Genomic DNA, 22194 nt, shown 5'->3' with positions numbered 1-22194 from the left:
CGTATTGCCGGGGGGTGGATGGAGCGAATCCATAGCGAACGGTTTCCTCCTGCAGCGGTGAAGGATTGGGTGCTGAAGCTGCTTCTGGATATGAAAATGAAGCTGCGCACGCTACAATACATCCGCACCGGTTATTCCGCCAACGCCTTACAGCAGGAAATCGCGGAGCTTGATTCCATCGGCGAGCTGCGGGAGTGGCTGAACGGACAATTGATGATTGCGGCGGAAGGGGAAGGGGCGGTTTCCGGCAGCAAGCGGCCGGAAGTGAAGGAAGCGTGCAAATACGTCTCTCTCCATCTGAACCGAAAAATCGGCTTGGACGAGGTTGCGGAAATGCTTCATTTGAACGCCAGCTACTTTAGCCGCATGTTCAAAAAAGAAACGGGAGAAACCTTCATTGAGTGCGTGACACGGATGAAGATGGAGCGGGCCAAGGAAATGCTGGACCAAACCTCGCAAACGGTGGGGGAAATCTGCGAGCACCTCGGCTACGATAATCAGAGCTATTTCATAAAAACCTTCAAAGCTCATTCGGGTTTGACTCCGGTGGAATACCGCGGGTAGCCACGGGCCTTGGAGGGATGGCGGATTCGACTTTGGGAGAAAGAGAAAGGCGGAGCGAACGATGGCAGAAGATCGGAATGTACCGGCATGGGTGGAAGAAGCATGGGATAAGGCATTGGAAAAGACGATCCGCAACACGGAGCGGATCGGCAGCGGGTTCCCTCATGCAAGCGTGGAGGGCAAGTATGATCTGGCGGAGCCGAACTGGTGGATGGCGGGGTTTTGGCCGGGAATGCTGTGGCTCCTCTACGCCGAAAGCTGCGACGAACGGTTAAAGACGGTAGCGGAACAGTGCGAGGAGCGGCTCGATGGCGTTTTGGACGAGTACACGCGACTCGATCACGATATCGGTTTCATGTGGACGTTGACCAGCCTTGCTTCATGGAAGCTTCTCGGCAACGAGGTTTCCCGCAAGAGGGCCCTTAAGGCGGCTAATTTTCTTGCGGCGCGGTTCAATCTGGCAGGTCGGTATATCCGGGCTTGGAATCCTTGGAGCGAAAACGATCAAAACGCCGGATTCGCCATAATCGACTGCTCCATGAACACGCCGCTATTATACTGGGCATCCGAGGCTAGCGGCGACCCCCGCTACCGCCACATTGCGGAAGCGCATATGGACACGGTTGTGCAGCATTTTGTCCGTGCCGACGGCTCAGTCTATCATATCGTCGATTTCGATCCCTGGACGGGGGAACGACGCGGCGGCATTGGCGGCCAGGGCTTTGCGGCGGAATCCGCCTGGTCCAGGGGCACCGCTTGGGCGCTGTATGGGCTGACCCTAAGCTACCACCATACCGGCAAGCAAGCATATCTGGATGCGGCCAAACGGGTGGCACATTTTTTTATCGCCAATTTACCGGAGGATTCCGTCCCCCATTGGGATTTCCGGTTGCCTCCCGAAATCGTCAAATACCGCGACTCTTCGGCGGGAGCTATTGCCGCTAGCGGTCTTTTGCTGCTGGCGGAAAAAGTGGGACCATTGGAAGATCACCTGTACCGGGGGCCGGCGGAACGGATTTTGGAGTCGCTGTATCGCAACTATGGAGCCTGGGACAATGCAGAGGAAGAAGGCTTGGTTACCCACGGAACAAGCCATTATCCGGAAGGTAGGAACATCGACGTACCGCTTATTTACGGGGATTACTATTTCGTCGAGGGGTTAGCTCGGTTGAAGGGTACCCGGACGATCTTCTGGGAATAAGACTAGCTGGAGGAAACCGGCGGGATTACGGGGGGTGGACGAAAAAATGGGAGCATTCATACAAGCCGTCAGCGGAAATCCGTTGCTGACGAAAAGTGATATGCAATTAGCTGTACGGCAGCTTTATGAACCTCTCAGTTTGGCTTTTAGTCCTGGCGGCGCGTTGTTGCAGTTGGGTGGAAGCGGCTGCGGTTATCCCGGCTCTCTTGCCGAGATGGAAGGCTTCTCCCGTCTGTTTTGGGGCATGGTTCCCTTGCTGGCCGGAGGCGGTGACGATCCGCTTTGGGAAACCTGCCTGCAAGGAATCATCAACGGAACGGATTCCAGCCATGTCGAATACTGGGGTGAATCGGGAGATTACGATCAGCGTTTCGTGGAAATGGCGGTGTTCGGGCTAGCGTTGGCGCTTATTCCGGATCGCGTTTGGGAGCCTCTTACCGAGCCGCAGAAAGATCGGCTGGCCGCTTGGCTCGGGCAGTGCAACCAACATCCGGTTTTTGACTGCAACTGGCTGTTCTTTCCGGTTCTCGTCAATATGGGCTTTTGTCGGCTGGGTTTGCCTTATGATCAAGCCGGGATGGAGCGCAATCTGAACCGGATCGAAAACTTCTCCCTTTCTGGTGGCTGGTATTCCGACGGAGAAGGCGGCCACAGCGATTATTACACTCCAATCGCCATTCACTATTTCAGCTTGATCTATGCCAAGCTTATGGAACACGTCGATCCCGCACGATGCGGCCGGTTTAAGGCGAGGTCTACCCGGTTCGCCAAGGATTTCATCCGCTGGTTCGCTCCCGACGGATCTGCGCTGCCTTACGGGAGAAGTCTCACTTACCGGTTTGCCCAGTCGGCTTTTTGGAGCGCCATGGCTTTCGCCGGCGTGGAATCGGAAGCCATCCCTATGGGAGTAATCAAGGGACTCGTGCTGCGCAATCTGCGGTGGTGGTTCAGCAAGCCGATTTTCCGCCCCGATGGCGCTCTCAGCGTCGGATACGCTTATCCCAATCTGGTGATGGCGGAAAATTATAATGGCCCCGGTTCTCCCTATTGGGCCATGAAGACCTTTTTGCCTCTTGCTCTACCGGATGATCATCCCTTTTGGCAGGCGGAGGAGCTGTCTTTGCCGGAGCTGCCGCCCCGGGCTCATCCTCAGCATCCGACTCTGGATGTGGTCAGGGACCCGGGGAACGGGCACGTCGTCGCGTTCAATGCCGGGCATTCTTCCACCAACGAGCATACCCATACGTCAGCTAAGTATGAGAAGTTTGCATACTCGAATGTGTTTGGATTCAGCGTTCCTCGTGCCGAGTGGGGGTTAAGCCAGGGAGCCATCGACTCTATGCTGGCGCTAAGCGAGCGGGACAACCTGTTTCGGGTAAGAAGAAGAAACGAGGAATCGGTTCACGGCGCCGGGTTTGCCTATTCACGCTGGATGCCTTGGTTCGATGTTGAGGTTCGCACTTGGCTGCTGACGGGTCTGCCTTGGCATATCCGCGTCCACCGGATCGAAACGGGGCGGGTACTGACAGCGGCAGAAGGAGGGTTCGCCCTATCACTTGATGCGGGGCTCGCAACGGAAACATCCCCTTACTTCGCTGAGGCCGCCAGTGACGCGGGAACCGTCGCCATTCACCGATTGGTGGGTTTTGAGGAAGCGTTGCTGATCTATCCCCAAGCGAACACCAATCTTCTCCATCCCCGTACGGTCATTCCAACGCTGCAGGCAGAATTGACGAAAGGCTCGCATGTAGCGGTCTCCGCCGTATATGGGCAACCGCAAACGGTTCCCCTTATCCGGGTGCGGGAACAAGCGGATGCAATCGCCGGATGGTGGCAGGATATAGGATTTGATGCGGACATCAGCTTGAAGGGGTTTCGGGAGTTGGCGGAGAGCTTTCAACGTTGTCTTTTTTCAATATAGAGGGCTTTGGACAGGGCACTTTCCGGGAGGGGAGTGCCTTTCTTGATTCATCCGATGTATAATATTGGATATTCATAGTGGTGCATTTTCAGCGCTGAAACTTCCGCTCTTTGATGTGCGTCTATTAGGAAACAAGTAGCGGCGGTGGTTCGATGAAGCAAACAAGCCTGATTTTTCTTTTTATTCTATTGGTAGTAGCGGGCTGCGTTAATGAAAAAGCGACTTCGGTAACATCGGGAGCGATGCTCCTTAGTTCATCGAATAAGCCCGCAAACGTACTGGAAGCAACAGGTTCACCTGATCTTAAACAAACAGAAACGCCTGATCCATTGCCGCCGCTGCCGGATACGATCAAGCTGACGTTTCGACCTCTGCAATTAGAATCTTTGCAGCCGGGAAAGTCTGATTCGGCATGGAAGCGGCTTAAATCAGTTCCTTTTGGAACGGACATGCAGGGAGAAATGACTCTGACTCTTTACGAGGAGAGTAAGGACGACGTTTATTTTCCGAAGCAATGGAACGGCGTTCTTCAGGACAAGAGACGGAGCTATTTGATACGGGATTTGTCCTATTCCTTCGGGCAAGCTGGAGCGAATCAGGAGCCTCCTAACGTCATCGTCTTTAACCGCTTCATTTCCGGGCAGGAACGGTATAAACTGATTGGCGCCATCGAAATGAACGCCAACGGTCCGGGGTTGTATTTGCTCATCGTGGAGGATGCGAAAAGCGGAGAACTGGCGGGATTCGAAGAGTGGGGGACACCCGGGTTTATCGATTTGGATGGCGACGGAGCCGACGAATTCATCGTCGAATTTCAGGGCTTGCATTTAAGCTGGCCTGATCTCCTACTGATTCGCCCGGAAAATGGCAATCTAGTAGCCGCGTCGGTGCTTCAGTCGGTCCGGCGGAATCACGAGGATTTAGCCGTTTTGAACAGAATTAGCAAGCCGCCGGTAATTGACATATCCAATATCATGTCGGAGCATGAACCGGTTTATGAATATTCGTACCGGAATGGTATCTTGACTCTAACGAAATAAAGAGGAGTGTTGACGGTGAGCGTCGCCAAACAAGCAGCAGCCGAGCGGGCTGTGGAATACATCACGGATGGAATGATTGTCGGCCTTGGCTCTGGCTCCACTTCGGAGTTGGCGATTGAAGCTATCGCCCGCAGGGTGAGGGAAGGTTTGCAGATCAAAGCGGTGGCAAGCTCGAAGAAATCGGAAGCTCTTGCCCGCGAAGGGGGAATTCCGATCATTCCGTTTTCCCAAGTGGAGAGCATTGACCTCAATATCGATGGCGCCGATGAAGTGGATGCATTCTTCCATTTGATAAAAGGCGGGGGCGGAGCGCATCTGCGGGAAAAAGTGTTGGCCTACAACAGCAGACGTTTTGTCGTGATCGTTGACGATTCGAAGCTGGTGGATCAGCTCGGCAAGTTCCCTTTGCCCGTGGAGATCGTACCCTTTGCCTATGAGCTAACGGTGAAGAATTTGGCAGGTTTGGGATGCCGGCCCGTTATTCGCAAAGACAAAGATGACAATTATCTAACGGACAATGGGAATTGGATTGCCGACTGTCATTTTTCCGTAATTGCCAATCCTGAGAAGCTGGAACAGAGCTTGAAGCAAATACCAGGCGTAGTGGAGACGGGACTGTTTTCCGCCATGGCGGATTTCATCGTCGTCGGTTATGGAGACGGCACGGTCAAGGAAATCGTAGTGAAACCGGAGTGAAGGCTTCAATCAAGAAGGTATCTATTCCTGTGAGAGGAAGGTGGATGACTTGTGAAAACGTTCATGTGGAGTATCGTGAGTTGTCTGATCTTGAGCACGGCCGGCTATTTATACGGTGGCTTGAGCCTCGCTCTTAAGGTGAGCTTCGGGATCGGACTTGTGGTTTTAATTGCCGCGATGCTGTTTTCCGGTACGTTTGGAAACAGCTATGGGCGCGAGAATGTGATCCCTATATCCAAAGAGGATAGAAATTTAACCATAAAGTGGACGGATAAACTGCTGCTGGTTTGCATTCCGTATCTGGCCGTCGCCGTCATTATTTTCATTTTAAAATGACAACCGAAAGGACTTTTATGCTGCATATGACACAACATAAAATCTATTGGATCGGCGGCTCCCCTTGCTCGGGAAAAAGCTCCATCGCCGAGAAGCTGGCAAGTGAGTACGACCTGACTTATTACCGCTGCGACGATGCGATGGACAGGCATTTTGCCCGCTGCCGCCCGGACCGCCATCCCGTCATGCATAAACTCAAATCGATGAATTCCGGTCAGCTTTTCTCCCGGCCTGTCCAGGAACAAGTGGAAGACGAGCTGGCTTTCTACCGGGAAGAATTCGCGATGATTCTGGAGGATATCCGCGAGCTTCCGGCGGGAAGGCCGGTATTGGCGGAAGGGGCGGCTCTTTTGCCGGAAAAGGTATGCGCGGTTTTGGAGGCTCCTCATCTCGGCGTTTGGATTGTGCCGGAAAAGGAGTTCCAGCTTGCCCAATATTCACAGCGAAGCTGGGTGGGAGATGTGCTGAAGGATTGCCGGGATCCCGAGGAGGCTTTTGCCAATTGGATGGAGCGGGACATTCGCTTCGCGAAGATTGTAGCGGGGCAGGCGGCAGCTTATTCCTTTAAGCTTATCACAGTGGACGGCAGCTCCGATTTAACAGCCAATATCGCTACAGTGAAGGAGCATTTCCGCCTAGACACGTTTGGCACGGAACAGTCTTGAGTAGTAAAAAAGCCATAGGAGCGCAGCCAGCCAACAACCGCTGGCCAAGTAGCCGGCGCATACATCGCTGGGGTAGTGGACGCCCAAATAAATCCGGCTGATACCGGTGGCCAAGATCATGAAGCCGCCTAGGGCTGAGACCAGGATACGCCCCTTTACGCTGCGGATAGGCTCCCACAGCAAAATGACAAGAAGGGCGTACAAGCTGAAAGCGGCCATGGAATGGCCGCTTGGGAAGCTGTATCCGGTCGCCTCGGCGATACGGTGCAGGTTAGGCCGCTCTCGTTGAAAGACGCTTTTCAGCGCCAGATTGAGGAGAGCGGAACCGGCGGAGGCGACGATAAAGAGGATCAGCTCTTTCCGGTTATCATAGGCGCGGTAAAGGATAAACGCCATGAACAGCATGATGAGGACGATGGGTAAACCTGTCCCCATGCCTGAGATGAACTTCATAAACGCCGTCAAACCGGGAGATTCCCAACCTTGCACATAGTCGATCACGGTCTTGTCAAAACGGTTCAGTTTGTCGGCGCTAACGAGAGCAGCGCTGCCGGCAAATCCGATTAAGCAGAGCAGAAAGAAAAATACGGTTATTTTTTGGCGAGTGTACGTCATGCTGATAAGCGGCCTCCAGAGCAGATCAAGTTGCTTGCTAAATAAATGGAACGAAAAAAAAGGGATGAAGGAGCGGAGAAACCGATTGTTCTGGAAAAGCGTCAGCGGTCGCCTTTGCGATCAGAAGAATAATCAGGTTTTGCAGTGACGGAATCCATTCAATCTTAGTTCAATTTATAAAGCTTAGTATACCTTAAATCAGCTTTTGAATCGCTTGTTGATACACCGATTTTGGCCGCAGACCGATAATGCGTTCCACCGGTTCGCCATTTTTGAACAAAATAACCGTCGGCATGGACATAACGCCATATGCGGAGGTTACGTCCGGAGATTCATCCACGTCGATCATATGAATCGGAATCGCCGGGCCCAAGTCCTGGCTTAGTTCGTCTAAAATCGGATGAAGCGCTTTGCAGGGGGGACACCATACGGCGCTGAAATCAACCAGAGTAATATCGGTTTCTTGTACCTTGGCTAAAAATTCGTCTTTCGAAATCGCTGTAAGATTCATGACTTTTCCTCCTCTGTGGATTGGTTTTCCTGTAAAATGGATTTGACCCGATCTTCAAGATTCGACTTGAGTTGGGTGAGCAGCTGCAGCTGTTGATCGATTTCGGTCAGCTTTTTTTTATACACCGGCAGGATTTCCTTGCAAAAAGCTTCTTTGTTCATCATCACGCATTGCAGGAAACCGGCGATTTCCTCGGTGGTAAGGCCAAGGCTCAAATAAAAGCGGATCGTGTCCACCTGTTCGGCAGACATCGAGCTGTAATCCCGATAGCCGTTTTCCAGACGAATGGAAGCGATGAGCCCTTTCTCTTCGTAATAACGCAGGGAGCGGATGCTGACACCTGTTCGTTTGGATAGCTCTCCGATTTTCATGGACACCCTCCTTTCAAGATTCATTATAAACCCTCACACTAATGTCAGGGTCAACAAAAAAATCTGAGAATATTCAGGTGATCCTAATGAGAATCGAACATGCCGCTAAATGGGTGGAACGGCGCACAAGATCAGGGCGCTCTCGGATATGCCCAGTTGGCTTTTTCGGCGGGTTTAAAAGATAAGGTGGATGAGTTGACCGAAAGAGAATCTTATTGAAATTACGATCTGAGTTGGGAGTAGGAATGCGGCTATGAGTGACTATTGGGATCAACGTTATCAGAATGAAGGCATGATTTGGGGAGAGACAGCCAGTCCGACGGCAGATCATGCCCGGCAATTATTTGCCGAAAATGGAGCAAAGACGGTGCTTGTTCCCGGGGCAGGCTACGGAAGAAATACGAGAGCGTTTTCGGCGGAATTCCTTGTAGATGCGATTGAGCTATCACCTGATGCCATCGAGCTTGCTCGCAAGTTTGATCCAAGGACCACCTTCATCGAGGGCTCGGCGCTGGATCATGCCACGGGAAAAACGTACGACGGGATCTACTGCTACGATTTGATTCATCTGTTTGAACAAATGGAGCGTGACAGTCTCACCGTAAATTTGATAAAGCACTTAGGCGAGAAGGGGCTGCTCTACATCACCTGTTTTTCTGACGAGGATGCGAATTGCGGCTTAGGCAAGGAAACAGAGCCGGGAACCTACGAGTATAAACCAGGGAAGCTAGCGCATTTCTTTTCGGAGGAGGATTTACGGCGGCATTTTGCGGGACTCACGATTGTGGAAACAGGATCGGTGGATGAGGTCTTAACGAACCTAGCGGGAGAAACCCATACCTACCGGCTGCGCTATTTGGTTGCTACGAATGTGATATAATTTAATAAAAAGACAGCGGAGGAAAGAATTCTGCAGATGATAAACGACAACGATATCAACCAGCATAATCAACAAACCTGGAATTCCGGCGCCTATCAGGCTTGGGTGAACCGGTTCGGTACTCCACAGGAGGCGGCAGCAAAGATCAAGGACAATCCGGCGAAAAGGCTTGGGAGCCTGTACAAGCATTTTGGTCCGGAGATTCAAGGGAAACGCGTGATGAATCTGCTCGGGTCCAACGGCAATAAGGCGGTAGCTCTGGCATTGTTAGGCGCGGACGTGACAGTTGCGGATTATTCCGCCGATAATGAGCGCTATGCCGGGGAACTGGCTGAAGCCGCGGGAGTAACCGTGCGCTATGTTTTAGCGGATGTACTGCACCTGCCGGAAGCTGAAGCCGCGGGTCAGTATGACATCGTCATGATGGAAAACGGCATTCTGCACTATTTTCACGATTTGCAGCCATTGTTTCGAGTTGCGGCGGATTTGTTGACCAAGGGTGGGCGGTTGGTGCTGCAGGATTTTCATCCGGTGTCCACCAAACTGATCAGCTCCAAAGGAACGACAGCGAACATTCGTAAGCATAAAGTGACCGGCGATTATTTCGATACGTCTCTCCAGGAAAAGGACGCGTCTTTCTCCAAATATCTCGGAGAGGGTGGCGACGAATTGGAGAGCGAGCGAAAAGTACTGCTCCGCAATTGGACCCTCGGTGAAATCGTCACGGCTGTCGCCCAGGTAGGGCTTTTTATCCGTACGTTAGAGGAGCTGCCCAACCAGTCCTCGGAAACCTTTGACAAAGGGATCCCCAAGACCTTCACCGTGATAGCCGAGAAGCTTTAAGAACCGAATCTTGATTTACCAGAGCCTCCTGAAAAGGAGGCTTTTTCTTTTCCCAGGGTCATTTCCTATACTTTCGACACGTTTATCTTTAGTTGCGTCATTTCCCCATGTTTTGGAAACGCTTATATTTTATGTATAGAAGAAAGCGCATTCAAACAGGAGGGAAGGGAATTGTCTAGAGGGCCGCTGTATAGCGTATCGACTTCAATGCCTGCCACGCATCGTAAACATTCCCGGCTCGGGCTGCTGTTCCGGCAGCGTTATCTGCTGCTCATGTCCTTGCCTTTTGTCGTATGGTTCATCGTATTTTCATACTTTCCTTTAGCCGGCTGGGTGATGGCTTTTCAAAATTACAAGCCGAATCTGAGCTTTTCCGAGCAAAAGTGGGTCGGATTCAAGTATTTTTCGGAAGTGTTTCACGATGAGCGGTTTTACACTGTACTGCGCAACACCTTTGTCATCGGCCTGTGCAACATCGTCTTCAGTCTCCTATTCTCCGTCTTACTTGCTGTGCTGATCAACGAAGTGCGCAATAAATGGTTCAAGCGCAGCATTCAAACGATGTCCTATCTGCCTCACTTTGTTTCCTGGGTTGTCGTGGTCAGCATTTTCTATACGGTTCTGTCGCCGTATGACGGGATCGTCAACCGGATTCTCATGACCTTCGGCTTCATCCATTCGCCTGTTGCCTGGATGGGGGAAGGGAAGCTGTTCTGGGGCATCATTACCGTCGCCCAGGTATGGAAGGAAATGGGGTGGAACTCCATCATCTATTTGGCTGCCATCACCAGCATCGATCAAGAACTGTACGAAGCGTCGGAGGTGGACGGCGCAAACCGGCTGCGGAAAATATGGCATATCACCCTGCCCGGCATCCGTACGACGATTCTGATTCTGCTCGTGCTGAACATCGGTAATTTGATGAGCACAGCTGCTTCCTTCGACGCAACATTCTTGATGAGGAATCCCCTCACCCTCGATTACTCGGAAACTATTCCCATCTATGCATACAATTACGGCATCGGCATGCAGCGCTATTCGGTAAGCACCGCTATCAGCATGTTTAATACGGCGATCAGCCTGCTGCTGCTTTTCACGGCCAACCGCGCAAGCAGAAGATTTAGCGACGGAGATATTCTATGACGATCGAGGTGACAAAACATGCGGAAGACTCAAATCAGAACACGCAGTGAGTGGGGCAGCGATCTGTTTATTTACTTTTATCTAACCATCATCGGCATCGTTACCTCGTATCCTTTTTGGAATATTCTCGTCCTTGCCCTGAATGACGCCATCGATTCCTTGCGGGGCGGCGTCTATATATGGCCGCGGGATTGGACCTGGCTCAATTTTAAAACCGTCCTGTCTATCGATACGTTGTCTATCGCTTTCCGCAATTCATTGCTGCGGACCGTAATCGGTGTCGTTCTCTCCCTTTTCGCAACATCCATGATCGCTTATACCATCAGTCGAAAAGATTTCATACTGCGTGTTCTGTTCCAAAGATTGATCGTCATAACGATGTATGTCAGCGGTGGACTCATCCCGTATTATTTTGTCATAAAAGGATTGGGCTTGCGCAACACCTTTCTCGTCTATCTCCTGCCCATGCTTTTGAACGCTTTTTACGTGATCATCATGCGCAGCTTCATCGACGGATTGCCCGTTAGTTTGATGGAGTCTGCCAAAATCGACGGAGCCAACGATTTCACCATCTATACCCGGATCGTGCTGCCGCTCATCAAGCCGGCACTGGCAACCATCGCCCTGTTTGTCGCCGTCGACCAATGGAACGCGTGGTTCGATACGTTTATTTTCGCCACGAAGCCGAATCTGACGACGATGCAGTTTGAGTTGGTACAAATTCTTACCCGATCCACAGCTCAAGTCGGCAATATCGAAAATATCCGCGACAAGATCGACACAGGCGGGCGAGGGTTGACCACAACGCCGGAATCCATCCGGATGGCCATCACCATCGTAGCGACAGCGCCGATTTTAGCCGTTTATCCGTTTATCCAAAAGTACTTCGTCAAAGGAATTACCTTAGGGGCCGTAAAAGGTTGAGGAAAGCTTAACCCAAAATAAGACGATGTGCAGAACGCGTATGTCCGTCGTTTTATGATAAATAACCATGACTAAAGGAGAGATTGCTTGCATGAAAAGAAAGGGGAACAGATTACTGGCCGGCTTATTGACGCTTATTCTTGTAGCGGGAACAGCGGTTGCGTGTTCCAAAAACGAGGCGAAGCCGTCGCCTTCTACAGTTCCTTCAGCGGCTCCTCCCACAAAGACGGTGGAGAGCACGAAGACGCCCGAACCGAAAAAGGATCCCGTTGAGCTCTCATTCTATTCCTTTGATTCCAATGGCAAAGCCTATCCGTGGGAAAGAGCCATCGACAAGAAAATAACGGAAGCAACCGGCGTTAAGCTGAAGATCGAGTACATCACTGGGACGAATCTGGAGGAAAAGGCCGGGGTTATGATCGCGGGGAACGAATACGCGGACATTATCGAATCAAGGGGCATGCAGAGCAAGCTGGTTCAGGCGGGAGCCTTCATTCCTTTGGATGATTTAATCGATAAATACGGCCCGCATATCAAGAAGGCGTTTGGCGATTCGCTCAATAAGCTGAAGAATCCATCGGACGGAAAGATATACTTTATTCCCAGTCCGAAAACAAAACCGCAAGACATCGTCGATGCCAACCAAAGCCTTCTCATTCAATATGACGTTCTCGACAAACTCGGTTATCCCAAGATCGAAACGCTGGATGACGTCTATAAAATGCTGCAGGATTACATGGCTAAAGTCAAAGACTTGAATGGAACGCCATTTATTCCTTGGGGGCTTTGGACGGATACTTGGGGCTACAACATCACGATTAACAACGCTGCATTATGGGTAAACGGCTTAACGGACGACAGCGACGCTTTGGTCGACCAGAAAACCTTTGACGTTCAATATTTCAATACCACAGACAAATTCAAAACCTACCTGAAGTTTCTCAACCAACTGTACAAAAGCAACATGATTGACAAAAACTCGTTCATTACGAAAAATGACCAGTTCAAGTCTCTCGTCGCTACCGGAAGGGTGTTGGCGATGATCGAAGGCACATGGGATGTAACGGATGCGGAAGCAGCCTTGCGCAAAGCCGGCATGCCGGAACGGGCTTATGCCAGATTCCCCATTGTGCTGGAGAAAGGGATTAAAGACCGCAGTCAGGTCATTGGCGAAAGCTACGCTTGGGGGCTGGGGATTTCCACCAATTGCAAAGATCCGGTATCCGCCATTAAATTCCTTGACTGGCTTGCCTCCGATGAAGGAGCCGTCACCCTCAACTGGGGTGTCGAAGGCGTTCATTACGATGTCGTGAACGGCAAACGCGTCATGAAGAAGGAAGTAGTCGACAAGCTGAACACGGATCCGGAATATCGCTTTAAGGAAGGGCTGCAAGCTTATTCTTGGAATCAAACCAGCGGAGCGATCAAGTTGGACGATGGTCAGTACGCTTCCCCGCTTAACATTGAAGACGTATATAACAACTCTGATGACTGGACGAAAAAGGTGATGGATAAGTACGGCGTGAAAGCATGGGGGCAAATGTTCGATGTTACGGGTGACCGTCCGCCCTATGGCTACGCCTGGTCGATCAGCATTCCTGCCGATTCGCCTGCACAATTGGCTGCCAAAAAAGCTGACGATCTCCGCCACAGCTTAGTGCCCGGCATTATCATGTCGGCGGACGACAGTGAGTTCGATAAGCATTGGGATGACTTCGTGAAGAAAATAAAAGGCGTCAATATTCAAGCCTGGGAGCAGGAAATGAGCGCCGGAATCAAGAAGCGACTGGAATTGTGGGGAAAATAGTCGAATATTTAGAATTGTTCTAATGGAAAAAAACGGGTAATATGAATATAAACGCATAAGAAGCTTGCTTTTTACAAGCGGCTTCTTATGCGTTTAATGGGAAATTGCTTGCTTGCGAAGGGAGAGGACGGTGAACAAAAAAACAAGACGGTCGCAGATCAAGGTGGATTGGTTGAAAAGCATCCGGGCGAGGATTATGCTGAGCTTTCTATTTGCGCTGCTGATTCCTTTCGGGCTGGTTGCCTTCATTACGATTCAGAATGTCGGCGATTCTCTCTTGGAACAAACGCTCAAAACAGAAGAAGCGGCAGGCAATCAGCTGCAGGAAAATATCCGCAACCGGTTGGCGGGCTATATCGATTTTTCGACGACACTTGTCTTTGACCGGCGAATATCGGAATATTTCACCTTTCATTATATCAATCGCGGAGAAAGCGCTGAAGGCTATTATACGCTCATCAAGCCGACCATTGAGCAGTATGAGCGTCTTTACCCGGATACGCATGTCACGATTTATACCAATAACAGCACGATGATGTACAACGATCTGGAAATTAGCTATATCCGGCCGGGCTCTCCGGAAGAGGCTTTATTCCGGGAAGCGTCGAGCGCACGCGGGAAGGTAAAGTGGAAACTCTCCATAACGGAAGATAACAACTGGTCTCTTACGCTGTTCCGCATATTGAAGCAAAATGACATCAATGATGTGGGGTTCGTAGCCATTCGCATCAAAGAGCAGCAATTTTTCGATTTCATGAAGGAGGGCCGAGAAGGCTCGACCATTTATTTGATATCGCCGGAGGGGGATATCGTGACTTCCACGAATCCCGATAAGGTGGGCACCTCCGTCACCTCTCTCGAATTGGGTACCAGTCTGGATGCGGGCGAAGCTTCTTTTGCGATGAAGGATGGAACGGACAGGGGAAAGAAAGCGAAGGTGCTGATCTTCTCTTTTCCGGTACATGAATATAGCGAAGGGAAATGGATGATTGTTAAAACCATCGCTACGGACTCGCTGCTGGCACAAGTGAACCGCTCCAAACGGGACCAGTTGTTCATGTATTGCCTCATGTTCGCATTTGCCATGATTACGGCAGGCCTCATCGCAGGAAGTATTACAGGGCGAATCAAGCGTTTGGCGCGAAGCATGAAGCAGGTGCAGCAGGGGGATTTTGCCGTGTCGATTGCCGCCAAGCGTGATGATGAATTCGGTTATTTGGAAGGCAGCTTCAACGTCATGGTCGCTCGTCTGCAAGAGTTAATTGCCAAAGTGGTGCAGATTGAAACCGAGCAGAAAGAGACGCTGATCAAAAAGAGGGATGCCGAGCTGTACGCTCTGCAAAGTCAGGTCAATCCTCACTTTCTGTTCAATACGCTGGAAGCGATTCTTCATGGCATGGAGGAGGATCGCCGCGAGGCTGCGGACATCATTCATCTACTGGCAAAATCCTTTCGCCGGACACTCCAGTGGAAGATGGACCTTATTGCTCTAGAGGATGAGCTTCAATTCGTCGAAGATTATCTCGTTATCCAAAAATACCGGATGAAAGATCGACTCGGTTGGAGCTTTATTATCGATGAGGAAGCGCGTCCGGTCAAAATACCAAAAATGCTGTTGCAAGTTGCTGTAGAAAATGCCGTCCTGCACGGTATATCCATGAGTAAAAAGGGCGGAGAGCTGACGTTGACGGCACAGCGCACGGGTGCCTGCATCCGATTGTGCGTGGCCGATAATGGGATTGGCATGCCCGAACAAACGGTTGACATGCTGCGTAGGATGATATCGGAAGATCCTTTTTCACAGATTGATAGACATGTCGGCCTAAAGAATGTGTCGGATCGATTACGGCTTTGGTACGGTAGCCGGAGTAGCGTTGAAATTGAAAGCGCTCTGGAGAGTGGGACGGCAGTATCCTTTATCTTCTATATGACAGACCTTAACAGGGGGGATGTTTCGTGACCTACAAGGTTTTGATTATAGATGACGAGCCTGCTGTACGGGAAAGGCTCAAATCGATGGTCGATTGGATGAGCTTAGGATTTGAGCTTGCGGGTGAGGCGGCGGATGGAGAAGACGGGGAGTCTCTGATTCGGCAGTTGGCGCCGAATGTTGTTTTTACCGATATCCGCATGCCGGTTATTGACGGACTGACCCTTATCGCCCGCTGCAAAATGGACAAACGTCTGCACTTTGTCATCTTAAGCGGTTACAGCGACTTTGATTATGCGCAGACCGCGATGAAATATGGAGTGCGGCATTACCTGCTAAAGCCCATTACCGAACCGGAGCTGCGCAAGGTGTTGTTCGAGCTGGAACAGGAGCTGGCAGATCAGGGTGAACACGAAAGTATGCTGCAGGGCGGAATCGCCGCTCTCCGGGATCAAGCCTGGAGGGAACTGCTCCTCTCTTCTTATACGAAAGAGAAAGGAGCTCGTGCGGAAAGGTTTGGGCTAGATGCCGGAAGCATTCGCCGGATCCTGCTTGCGGAGATTGAGCCTAATCATGGGGTTGTCGAGATTAGCCTGGAGGCCGGGAATCAAATCGTCCAGTTGCTCCGAGATGTTCTAGGGTGCCCCTTTATTCCGGATGAAGAGAAGCTTCGCTATGCGGGCTTCATTCTGGAGAACTCGACCTTGCTCGGGGATAACGCCGATTGGGTTGTGGAGCAGTTGAACAGCAAGCTTAAAGCCCGCTTCGGACTTCGAGCCGTTCTTGCCCTAGGTTATTCCGTTGCTGCAAAGGAAGAAATTCAAGCGTCGTACAACGGGGCTAAAGCGCTGCTGGATGCGAAGCTGCAACTCGAGGGGCAGGCGCTGCTGCGATATGAACGGCTGCAGGGCGTTAAGCTTCACTCCTGGAGCGGCGTTTCCTCCTGGAATGTCGATGAGCTGCTGAAGGCGGTAGAAACCCAAACATTCGCGGAAATATCAGCGGCTGTACAAACCTTATTTTCAGAAGTAGCGGAGCGAAAAATCCCCCTTAAACTGTTGGAAGGCATGTTGATGGAAGCTCTTCTGCAGTTGGCCAGGCTCGTAACCCGGTATGGAGGAGAATTGGACGATGTGCTGGGAAACCATTTTTCGCTCAGGCAGCAGCTGAGGGAACAGCAATCGATGATGGAGCTCCAGCTGTGGTTTGAACGTTTAGGCATGCGCATAGCGGAATACCTGGGACAAATCCGCAGAAATAAACCTCGTAAAATTACCCGCGACGTAATAGATTATATCGAGACCTATTATCGCGATAATCTGACGTTGAAGATCCTCGCTGACAAGGTTTTTCTGAATCCTGTCTATTTAGGCCAGCTTTTCAAGCAGGATACCGGCGTAACCTTTAATGATTTTTTGACGGAAACACGTTTGAAGGCTTCCATTCGATTGTTGGTGGATACCGATTTACCGGTGTACGAGATCGCTGAACTCGTTGGGTATCGGGCAGTCGGCACGTATCACAAAGCTTTCCGAAAGATAGAAGGCGTTAGCCCCGCCGATTATCGGATGAGACGGAGAGGGTACTAGTCCACTAGTGGTAAGGAAGAAGGAGGGATTAACTTGCTGAAACGAATGCGGTCCGTATTAGGTTTGATTGCTCTTGCGATCATCATCATCGTTCCATCCGCGCTGCACAGCGCATCGGCCGCCCCGCTAGGCACGAATATCGCGCTAAATAAGCCTATTGAAGCAAGCAGCGACAATGGTTATAAGGCGACAAACGCCAATAACGGCAAAGCGGATTTTGTATCCCGCTGGGAGGCGACGGTATTTCCGGCTACCTTGACCGTTGATTTAGGCACAACGTATAAGATCAGCAAGACCGTTGTCAAATTGCCTTATGACGGTACGTCCATGACGTTCTCCGTTCAAGGCAGCATCGATAAAACCGTCTTCACCGACATCGTTCCATCCAAATCCTATGCATTCTCCACTGCAAGCTCTGATCAGTCTATAACCTTTTCTCCTACCGATGCCCGTTATGTTCGACTCAACTTTACAGCTGCCACCTTTAACCGGGCCCGTGTAGCGGAGTTTGAAGTCTATGCCGACTCGGATGCCCCCGATTTGGTCGTTACCGATATCCTTACCTCGCCCGCTCAACCAAAACAAGGGGATTTGGTCACGTTTTCCGCGGTTGTGAAGAATCAGGGAAACGCTGCTACGATAGCCGGCGTTGGCCATCGGGTATCGTTCCAAACGGGCGGGAAGGAACTGGCGACATCGGCGGCATACACCTCTTCCATCGCACCCGGGCAATCCGTGACGATTCCGGCCAGCGGGACCTGGACGGCGGCAGCGTTTTCCTTGCCGGTAACGGCGATGGCCGATGCCGATGGTACACTCGGTGAATCTGATGAAACGAATAATTCGTTTACCAAAACCATAACGGTCGGCGGTAAAATCTGGAGCAATTCCTGGACGATCACCGATTACATGGGGATATACGATTTCCCTGAGGAATTGATCAGTTATCTTATTACCCCGCCTGCTGGTACCGTGAAGAAGGAAAATCTTAAGCTGACCCAGTACGGAGCAAACGATCCGCTAGTCTATCAGCTTTCCAACGTTAAAGAGAGCAACGGTTATCTCACCTCGGCGACGATCAGTTTCCGCACCAGTCTGAAAAAGTACGAGAGCAAATCGTTTACGGTCGATTATGACCCTTCCTACAAATTGAGCGCAACGCCGATTGCGATCAGCAATAATAAGGATTTTACAACGGTCATTACCGCGAATAAGCAGCAAATCCAAGTCCCTACCGGTAAAACAACTTACAATAATGCGCTTTTATCACAAGTCAAAGCTCCTCTTCTCGCCATGGGAAGATCGTCCGGTGTTCTACTTGGCGGCGGGACGTTGTCGGGACCTTCTACTATTACGGTCAGTTCCGTAACCGGCACCGTTGTGGAGCAAGGGCCGCTGTTTGTCACTTATAAAGTGTCGTATGCCCTAAGCGGCAGCCGGACGTACGAGATGACACTGACGGTCAAGCAAAATGAACAGCATGTAACCGTGGATGAGAAAATGAGCGGGTTAAAAGTCGCCGATAATGTCTTTTTCCGCTTCTCTTATAAAAACGGGGTCGACCCGGATGGACGGCTGGCCATGCAAAACGGAGGCTATCTGCTGGCATCGGCTTCCCAGAAAAACAACAGCGGTGAATATGGAATCAACCCGGTGGATAGTACCGGCAAGCTTCAATACCAATTAGGCATTTATCAACCCAATTCCGGATCGGTAGATAAAGCGACGGTATTCTGGAAGGACAGCGGCGATAATGCCATCATCTTTTCCGTTCGGGATTTACAGGACTGGAAAACGAGCTCGCGCTATTATTATTTCACCTCGGATAAGCCGGAAAACTTGTATTTTTACAATACTTCCGACGATAAATATATGCAGACCGAGCTGGTCGGAACAGAACGCCACTGGGCTTTGGGGATCATTCCCCGGAGCGAGGCGGTTATCGAAGGAATCAAGCCGGCCGACTATGCCGCAGCCGCAAAAGGTCAGCCGGTAACAAGAACCTCGGTAATGTTAACCAAAACCTTGAGCGGCTACCCGACAGACAGCAACAGCCAATTCGGCGCCGGTCCGGAGGTGCGTTTGACCGAAAAGCTGAATGACTTCAGTCTGGATCACTACAAAGACATGGTGTTTGATTTTACGGAGAATGTTCATCAGAAATTGAAGATACCTCCTTCCGCTTATGCCGACACAACGGTTACGAAGCAGCAGTGGGAGGACGAACATGTCAACCGTTATCTGCTTCTTTCGGAGCGGTATTGGGATATGTCGTCTTCTCTCGGAGCCAACCACTTTGGCTGGTATCAGGAAGCGATGGCAGAGGAATATGCCAACAGCCGTGAAAATTGGTCGGAGAGTGACCGCAAGCGGGCAAGAGCGATTCTTGTCTTCACCGCCTATTTGATGGAAGACGACAATGCGATGCCCCACACGAGCATGCTCGGCGGGCAGCCGAACTTTACCGTCGCCTATAAGCAAGGACTAGGCATTATGCCGGCTGTGTTCCCCAGCCATCCCGATGCCGCACGTTGGAAGAACGCCTATCTGACCATGTGGCATGAATTTTTGGATAAATACGTCCGCAAAGACAATTCCAGTCTGAACCTAAGCGGCGGGCGGTTCTTTGAAAATATCTCCACCTATAATTACGCCAGCATGGAAAGTGCGTATAATGCGGCTTACAGCCTGCAGCAGTATGATGGCACCAATGTACTTGCAGACCCGACTTTTTACGAATGGCTGGATTGGAATATGAATGCCCTTATGCCAAATGCGGAAGGCACCCAGAGAATAGTTCCTCCCCAAGGCGCTCACTCCTGGAAGGAGCTGCTGATGCCGGGTGGCAGATGGTACAATGTGCTTTACAGTTCGGCCCAATTGGTGAAGCCGAGCAATCCGACTCTCGCAAACGGACTGTTATGGGAAATGACTGGCGGCAAAGAAGGGGTGGATCCGAATCTGGAGTCCAAGCTTTACACGGATTATGGAGCGATTCTTCGTTATGATGCCGGCGGCCCGAATGAAGCGTATGTGAACATCCAGCAGCTAAACGGAAACAACAATTACCGCTGGGGCGGAGTAAGTGCCAACGGCGTTATCTATTATTCCTCTAAAGGGAAGACGTGGAGCTGGAACGGCGGCGAAGAGAACGGAGATTATCTCGATATCGATAATCTCTCCCTGGCCAAAGCATGCAGCAATTGCGGGTACGGCCTCCATGGCTCCAGTATGGGAAATGTGCTGTATAATTTCGATTTTGCCCAGTATTACCGGGCGGACACTAGTGCGACATCGGATGCGCGGCTCACGGGTTATTTATCTCGGGGCATCATGATGCTGCGGGACGACTATCTCTCCATTTACGATGACCGGAACAACAAGGCGGATACGTTGTTCAATTGGGCGAACCGGGAGACGGGACTGACGACGGAGTACTTCAATAACGTGGATTTCACTTCCTTGAAGAGCATATCGGTAAGTCGCGACCGCTTTCCTGTCGGGTATAACTGGTCGACCGGGTCTCCGGTGGCAGGAGTCGATCCGGATACGTTCAGCGTCAGATGGACCGGCGAAGTGAAGGTGCCGACTTCCGAAAGCTATACCTTCAGTTTCGTCACACCCGCGACAGACCGCGCTAAGGTTTGGGTCGGCGGTGTCCTGGTAGCGGATTCCCAAGGAAGCTCAACGCCGATCAGCCTGAATAAAAATCAATACTATGACATTAAAGTCGAATACGTTCACAATACGGGATCGGCCAACATTGCGATGAGATGGCAAAGTGCCTCCACAGCACTTGGGACTATCGACCGTTCCTGGTTCTTCCGGGAACTGCCGCAGCCGAATATTTATACACCGAAGGATGGGCCAGGCGATGAATTGCACATTGTTGCCCCTGAGCCACAGGCGGTGGCCAGCACGTCTTGGGGAGCTATTGTAGGCGGGAAGGAGTTCGTCATTCAGAGTGATACGGCGCAAACCGTCTCTCAAGCGATAACCACGGCATCGGGGCCGATCAATGTCGGGTTTACCGGAACGACGGGTTACGCAGGACCCCAGGGAATCGCCATTTTTGACGGGACCAAGGCGAACTATGGAGATCTGGCTCTGGAACGGTCAGGCGGCGATTTTGGCGTCAGCGCTCAGCTCGTGTCAAGCAATCAGATTCAAGGCCGCTTCGCCGGCAAAAGCGGGGGAAATGTCACCGTTACCCTTCCACAAGGAATGTCATCTGATCTAGCGGTTGTTGTCGTGGACGGTAAAATCGTGCCTGCACAAGTCTCGGGAAATAAGCTGACTTTTACAGTTTCCATCCAACAATCGGACGGCTACAAATCCTATTGCGTCAATATCTTGACCTGCTGCGTGGAAAAGAAATAAATAATCGGGACGGTGCGATATTGGCGTACCGTCCCGGTTTTATGAGCGGGGCCTCGATAAAAGAGATTTCTTTACAGGAGGTTAACGAGTCATGACAATCGATCGGAGATTATGGACAGGCGCCAGTTACTACCCTGAACGTTTTCCCCCGGAGGAGTGGCTTAAGGATGGGGAACGAATGGTCCGGGCGGGATTCCGTTTTATCCGAACCGGTGAATTTGCCTGGAGCCGGTTTGAACCGGTCTGCGGAACCTTCGATTTTTCCTGGATGGATGCAGCCCTCACGGTTTTTCATCGCTTAGGCTTAAAGGTGATTCTGTGCACGCCGACTGCATCTCCGATGCCATGGATCAGCGCCAAACATCCGGACTCCATACCGGTAACAGGAGAAGGCAAACCCTTCGTCCCCGGTGAAAGGCGGCATTACTGCTTCAATAACCGGAATTACCGGTTCTATGCGGACCGGATCACCTGCGCGATGGCCGAGCATTACCGGGATCATCCTGCGGTGATCGGCTGGCAAATCGACAACGAGCTGGGCGGCGAGGAATTCGTCTGTCACTGCGATACATGCAAAATTCGTTTTCAGAAGTGGCTGCGCCATAAATACGGTTCCCTTACAGAGTTGAACCGGCGCTGGGGAGGAGTTTTTTTCAGCCTGGAATTTCAAAACTGGTCGGAGATTCCAGTTCCATTGAGCCATAACCTTAAGTTTTTCAATCCGACTTTTCGCAAGGATTATCTGCTGTTTTACTCGGATTCTATGAAGGATTTTCTG

Annotated in this window: 19 protein-coding genes; 16 read left to right on the top strand and 3 right to left on the bottom strand. The window is 51.1% G+C overall.

Translation table 11 applies throughout. From position 1 onward, the window contains the following. The 7 genes from TJ79_RS16440 to TJ79_RS16410 all read left to right on the top strand — a co-directional run. Positions 1-564: helix-turn-helix domain-containing protein (locus tag TJ79_RS16440; RefSeq protein WP_040951435.1), on the top strand; the 564-nt coding region annotated here is incomplete at its 5' end. Between the two features lie 61 nt (positions 565-625). Next, positions 626-1765 carry a glycoside hydrolase family 88 protein gene (locus TJ79_RS16435; protein WP_040951430.1) on the top strand — a complete coding sequence of 380 codons (1140 nt, stop codon included), beginning with the start codon at positions 626-628 and terminating at the stop codon, positions 1763-1765. A gap of 46 nt (positions 1766-1811) precedes the next feature. Next, positions 1812-3686 (top strand): DUF2264 domain-containing protein, encoded by a 1875-nt coding sequence (locus tag TJ79_RS16430; RefSeq protein ID WP_052339663.1) that lies wholly within the window; start codon positions 1812-1814, stop codon positions 3684-3686. A 152-nt stretch (positions 3687-3838) separates the two neighbouring features. Next, a complete protein-coding gene (locus tag TJ79_RS16425; protein ID WP_040951429.1) occupies positions 3839-4726 on the top strand; it encodes a hypothetical protein in 888 nt (295 codons plus the stop codon). A gap of 9 nt (positions 4727-4735) precedes the next feature. After that, positions 4736-5422 carry a ribose-5-phosphate isomerase RpiA gene (gene rpiA, locus TJ79_RS16420; RefSeq protein WP_420319395.1) on the top strand — a complete coding sequence of 229 codons (687 nt, stop codon included), beginning with the start codon at positions 4736-4738 and terminating at the stop codon, positions 5420-5422. A gap of 51 nt (positions 5423-5473) precedes the next feature. Next, on the top strand, positions 5474-5758 hold the full coding sequence (locus tag TJ79_RS16415) for a DUF5316 family protein (RefSeq protein WP_040951427.1): 285 nt from the start codon (positions 5474-5476) through the stop codon (positions 5756-5758). A gap of 17 nt (positions 5759-5775) precedes the next feature. Next, positions 5776-6423, top strand: coding sequence for a hypothetical protein (locus tag TJ79_RS16410; RefSeq protein WP_238323037.1), 648 nt, complete (start codon positions 5776-5778; stop codon positions 6421-6423). Here the strand turns inward: TJ79_RS16410 and TJ79_RS16405 are convergent. The 3 genes from TJ79_RS16405 to TJ79_RS16395 all read right to left on the bottom strand — a co-directional run bounded on the left by TJ79_RS16405 (position 6394) and on the right by TJ79_RS16395 (position 7920). Then, positions 6394-7038 (bottom strand): phosphatase PAP2 family protein, encoded by a 645-nt coding sequence (locus tag TJ79_RS16405; RefSeq protein WP_052339661.1) that lies wholly within the window; start codon positions 7036-7038, stop codon positions 6394-6396. The two genes, TJ79_RS16410 and TJ79_RS16405, sit on opposite strands and share 30 nt — an antisense overlap. Positions 7039-7231: 193 nt before the next feature. Continuing rightward, positions 7232-7549, bottom strand: coding sequence for a thioredoxin (gene trxA, locus TJ79_RS16400; RefSeq protein WP_040951425.1), 318 nt, complete (start codon positions 7547-7549; stop codon positions 7232-7234). After that, complete coding sequence (locus TJ79_RS16395) at positions 7546-7920, bottom strand: MerR family DNA-binding transcriptional regulator (protein ID WP_040951424.1); 375 nt, start codon at positions 7918-7920, stop codon at positions 7546-7548. The genes trxA and TJ79_RS16395 overlap by 4 nt, the downstream gene beginning before the upstream one ends. 253 nt (positions 7921-8173) lie before the next feature. Here TJ79_RS16395 and TJ79_RS16390 point away from each other — a divergent pair, with 253 nt between their 5' ends. From TJ79_RS16390 to TJ79_RS16350, 9 genes are all read left to right on the top strand, one after another. Then, the gene (locus TJ79_RS16390; RefSeq protein WP_040951423.1) at positions 8174-8800 is read left to right on the top strand and encodes a class I SAM-dependent methyltransferase; all 627 of its coding nucleotides are present in this window, start codon (positions 8174-8176) and stop codon (positions 8798-8800) included. A gap of 36 nt (positions 8801-8836) precedes the next feature. Next, entirely contained in the window at positions 8837-9643 is an 807-nt protein-coding gene (locus tag TJ79_RS16385; protein WP_040951422.1) for a class I SAM-dependent methyltransferase, read from the top strand. A gap of 171 nt (positions 9644-9814) precedes the next feature. After that, complete coding sequence (locus TJ79_RS16380; protein WP_238323036.1) at positions 9815-10786, top strand: ABC transporter permease; 972 nt, start codon at positions 9815-9817, stop codon at positions 10784-10786. Between the two features lie 18 nt (positions 10787-10804). Continuing rightward, on the top strand, positions 10805-11710 hold the full coding sequence (locus TJ79_RS16375; RefSeq protein WP_040951421.1) for a carbohydrate ABC transporter permease: 906 nt from the start codon (positions 10805-10807) through the stop codon (positions 11708-11710). Positions 11711-11801: 91 nt separating this feature from the next. Further along, a complete protein-coding gene (locus TJ79_RS16370) occupies positions 11802-13517 on the top strand; it encodes an extracellular solute-binding protein (protein WP_052339660.1) in 1716 nt (571 codons plus the stop codon). A 130-nt stretch (positions 13518-13647) separates the two neighbouring features. Continuing rightward, complete coding sequence (locus tag TJ79_RS16365; RefSeq protein ID WP_040951420.1) at positions 13648-15477, top strand: cache domain-containing sensor histidine kinase; 1830 nt, start codon at positions 13648-13650, stop codon at positions 15475-15477. Beyond that, on the top strand, positions 15474-17036 hold the full coding sequence (locus TJ79_RS16360) for a response regulator transcription factor (protein ID WP_040951419.1): 1563 nt from the start codon (positions 15474-15476) through the stop codon (positions 17034-17036). The genes TJ79_RS16365 and TJ79_RS16360 overlap by 4 nt, the downstream gene beginning before the upstream one ends. Positions 17037-17069: 33 nt before the next feature. Next, positions 17070-21416, top strand: a complete 4347-nt coding sequence (locus TJ79_RS16355; protein WP_040951418.1) for a PA14 domain-containing protein — start codon at positions 17070-17072, stop codon at positions 21414-21416. 91 nt (positions 21417-21507) lie between these two features. Further along, the coding region (locus tag TJ79_RS16350) for a beta-galactosidase (protein WP_040951417.1) at positions 21508-22194 on the top strand (687 nt) is incomplete at its 3' end.

Origin of the sequence: Gorillibacterium massiliense (assembly GCF_000455485.1) — a bacterium.
Classification (GTDB): Bacteria; Bacillota; Bacilli; order Paenibacillales; family NBRC-103111; genus Gorillibacterium; species Gorillibacterium massiliense.
This window is presented reverse-complemented; position numbering and strand designations above follow the sequence as displayed.

Excerpts from the sequence above, each read along its gene's own strand:
- TJ79_RS16395 (WP_040951424.1), bottom strand. The coding sequence starts at position 7,920 with ATGAAAATCGGAGAGCTATCCAAACGAACAGGTGTCAGCATCCGCTCC.
- TJ79_RS16430 (WP_052339663.1), top strand. The coding sequence starts at position 1,812 with ATGGGAGCATTCATACAAGCCGTCAGCGGAAATCCGTTGCTGACGAAA.
- TJ79_RS16425 (WP_040951429.1), top strand. The coding sequence starts at position 3,839 with ATGAAGCAAACAAGCCTGATTTTTCTTTTTATTCTATTGGTAGTAGCG.
- TJ79_RS16385 (WP_040951422.1), top strand. The coding sequence starts at position 8,837 with ATGATAAACGACAACGATATCAACCAGCATAATCAACAAACCTGGAAT.
- trxA (WP_040951425.1), bottom strand. The coding sequence starts at position 7,549 with ATGAATCTTACAGCGATTTCGAAAGACGAATTTTTAGCCAAGGTACAA.
- TJ79_RS16375 (WP_040951421.1), top strand. The coding sequence starts at position 10,805 with ATGCGGAAGACTCAAATCAGAACACGCAGTGAGTGGGGCAGCGATCTG.
- TJ79_RS16390 (WP_040951423.1), top strand. The coding sequence starts at position 8,174 with ATGAGTGACTATTGGGATCAACGTTATCAGAATGAAGGCATGATTTGG.
- TJ79_RS16410 (WP_238323037.1), top strand. The coding sequence starts at position 5,776 with ATGCTGCATATGACACAACATAAAATCTATTGGATCGGCGGCTCCCCT.
- TJ79_RS16370 (WP_052339660.1), top strand. The coding sequence starts at position 11,802 with ATGAAAAGAAAGGGGAACAGATTACTGGCCGGCTTATTGACGCTTATT.
- TJ79_RS16405 (WP_052339661.1), bottom strand. The coding sequence starts at position 7,038 with ATGACGTACACTCGCCAAAAAATAACCGTATTTTTCTTTCTGCTCTGC.
- TJ79_RS16435 (WP_040951430.1), top strand. The coding sequence starts at position 626 with ATGGCAGAAGATCGGAATGTACCGGCATGGGTGGAAGAAGCATGGGAT.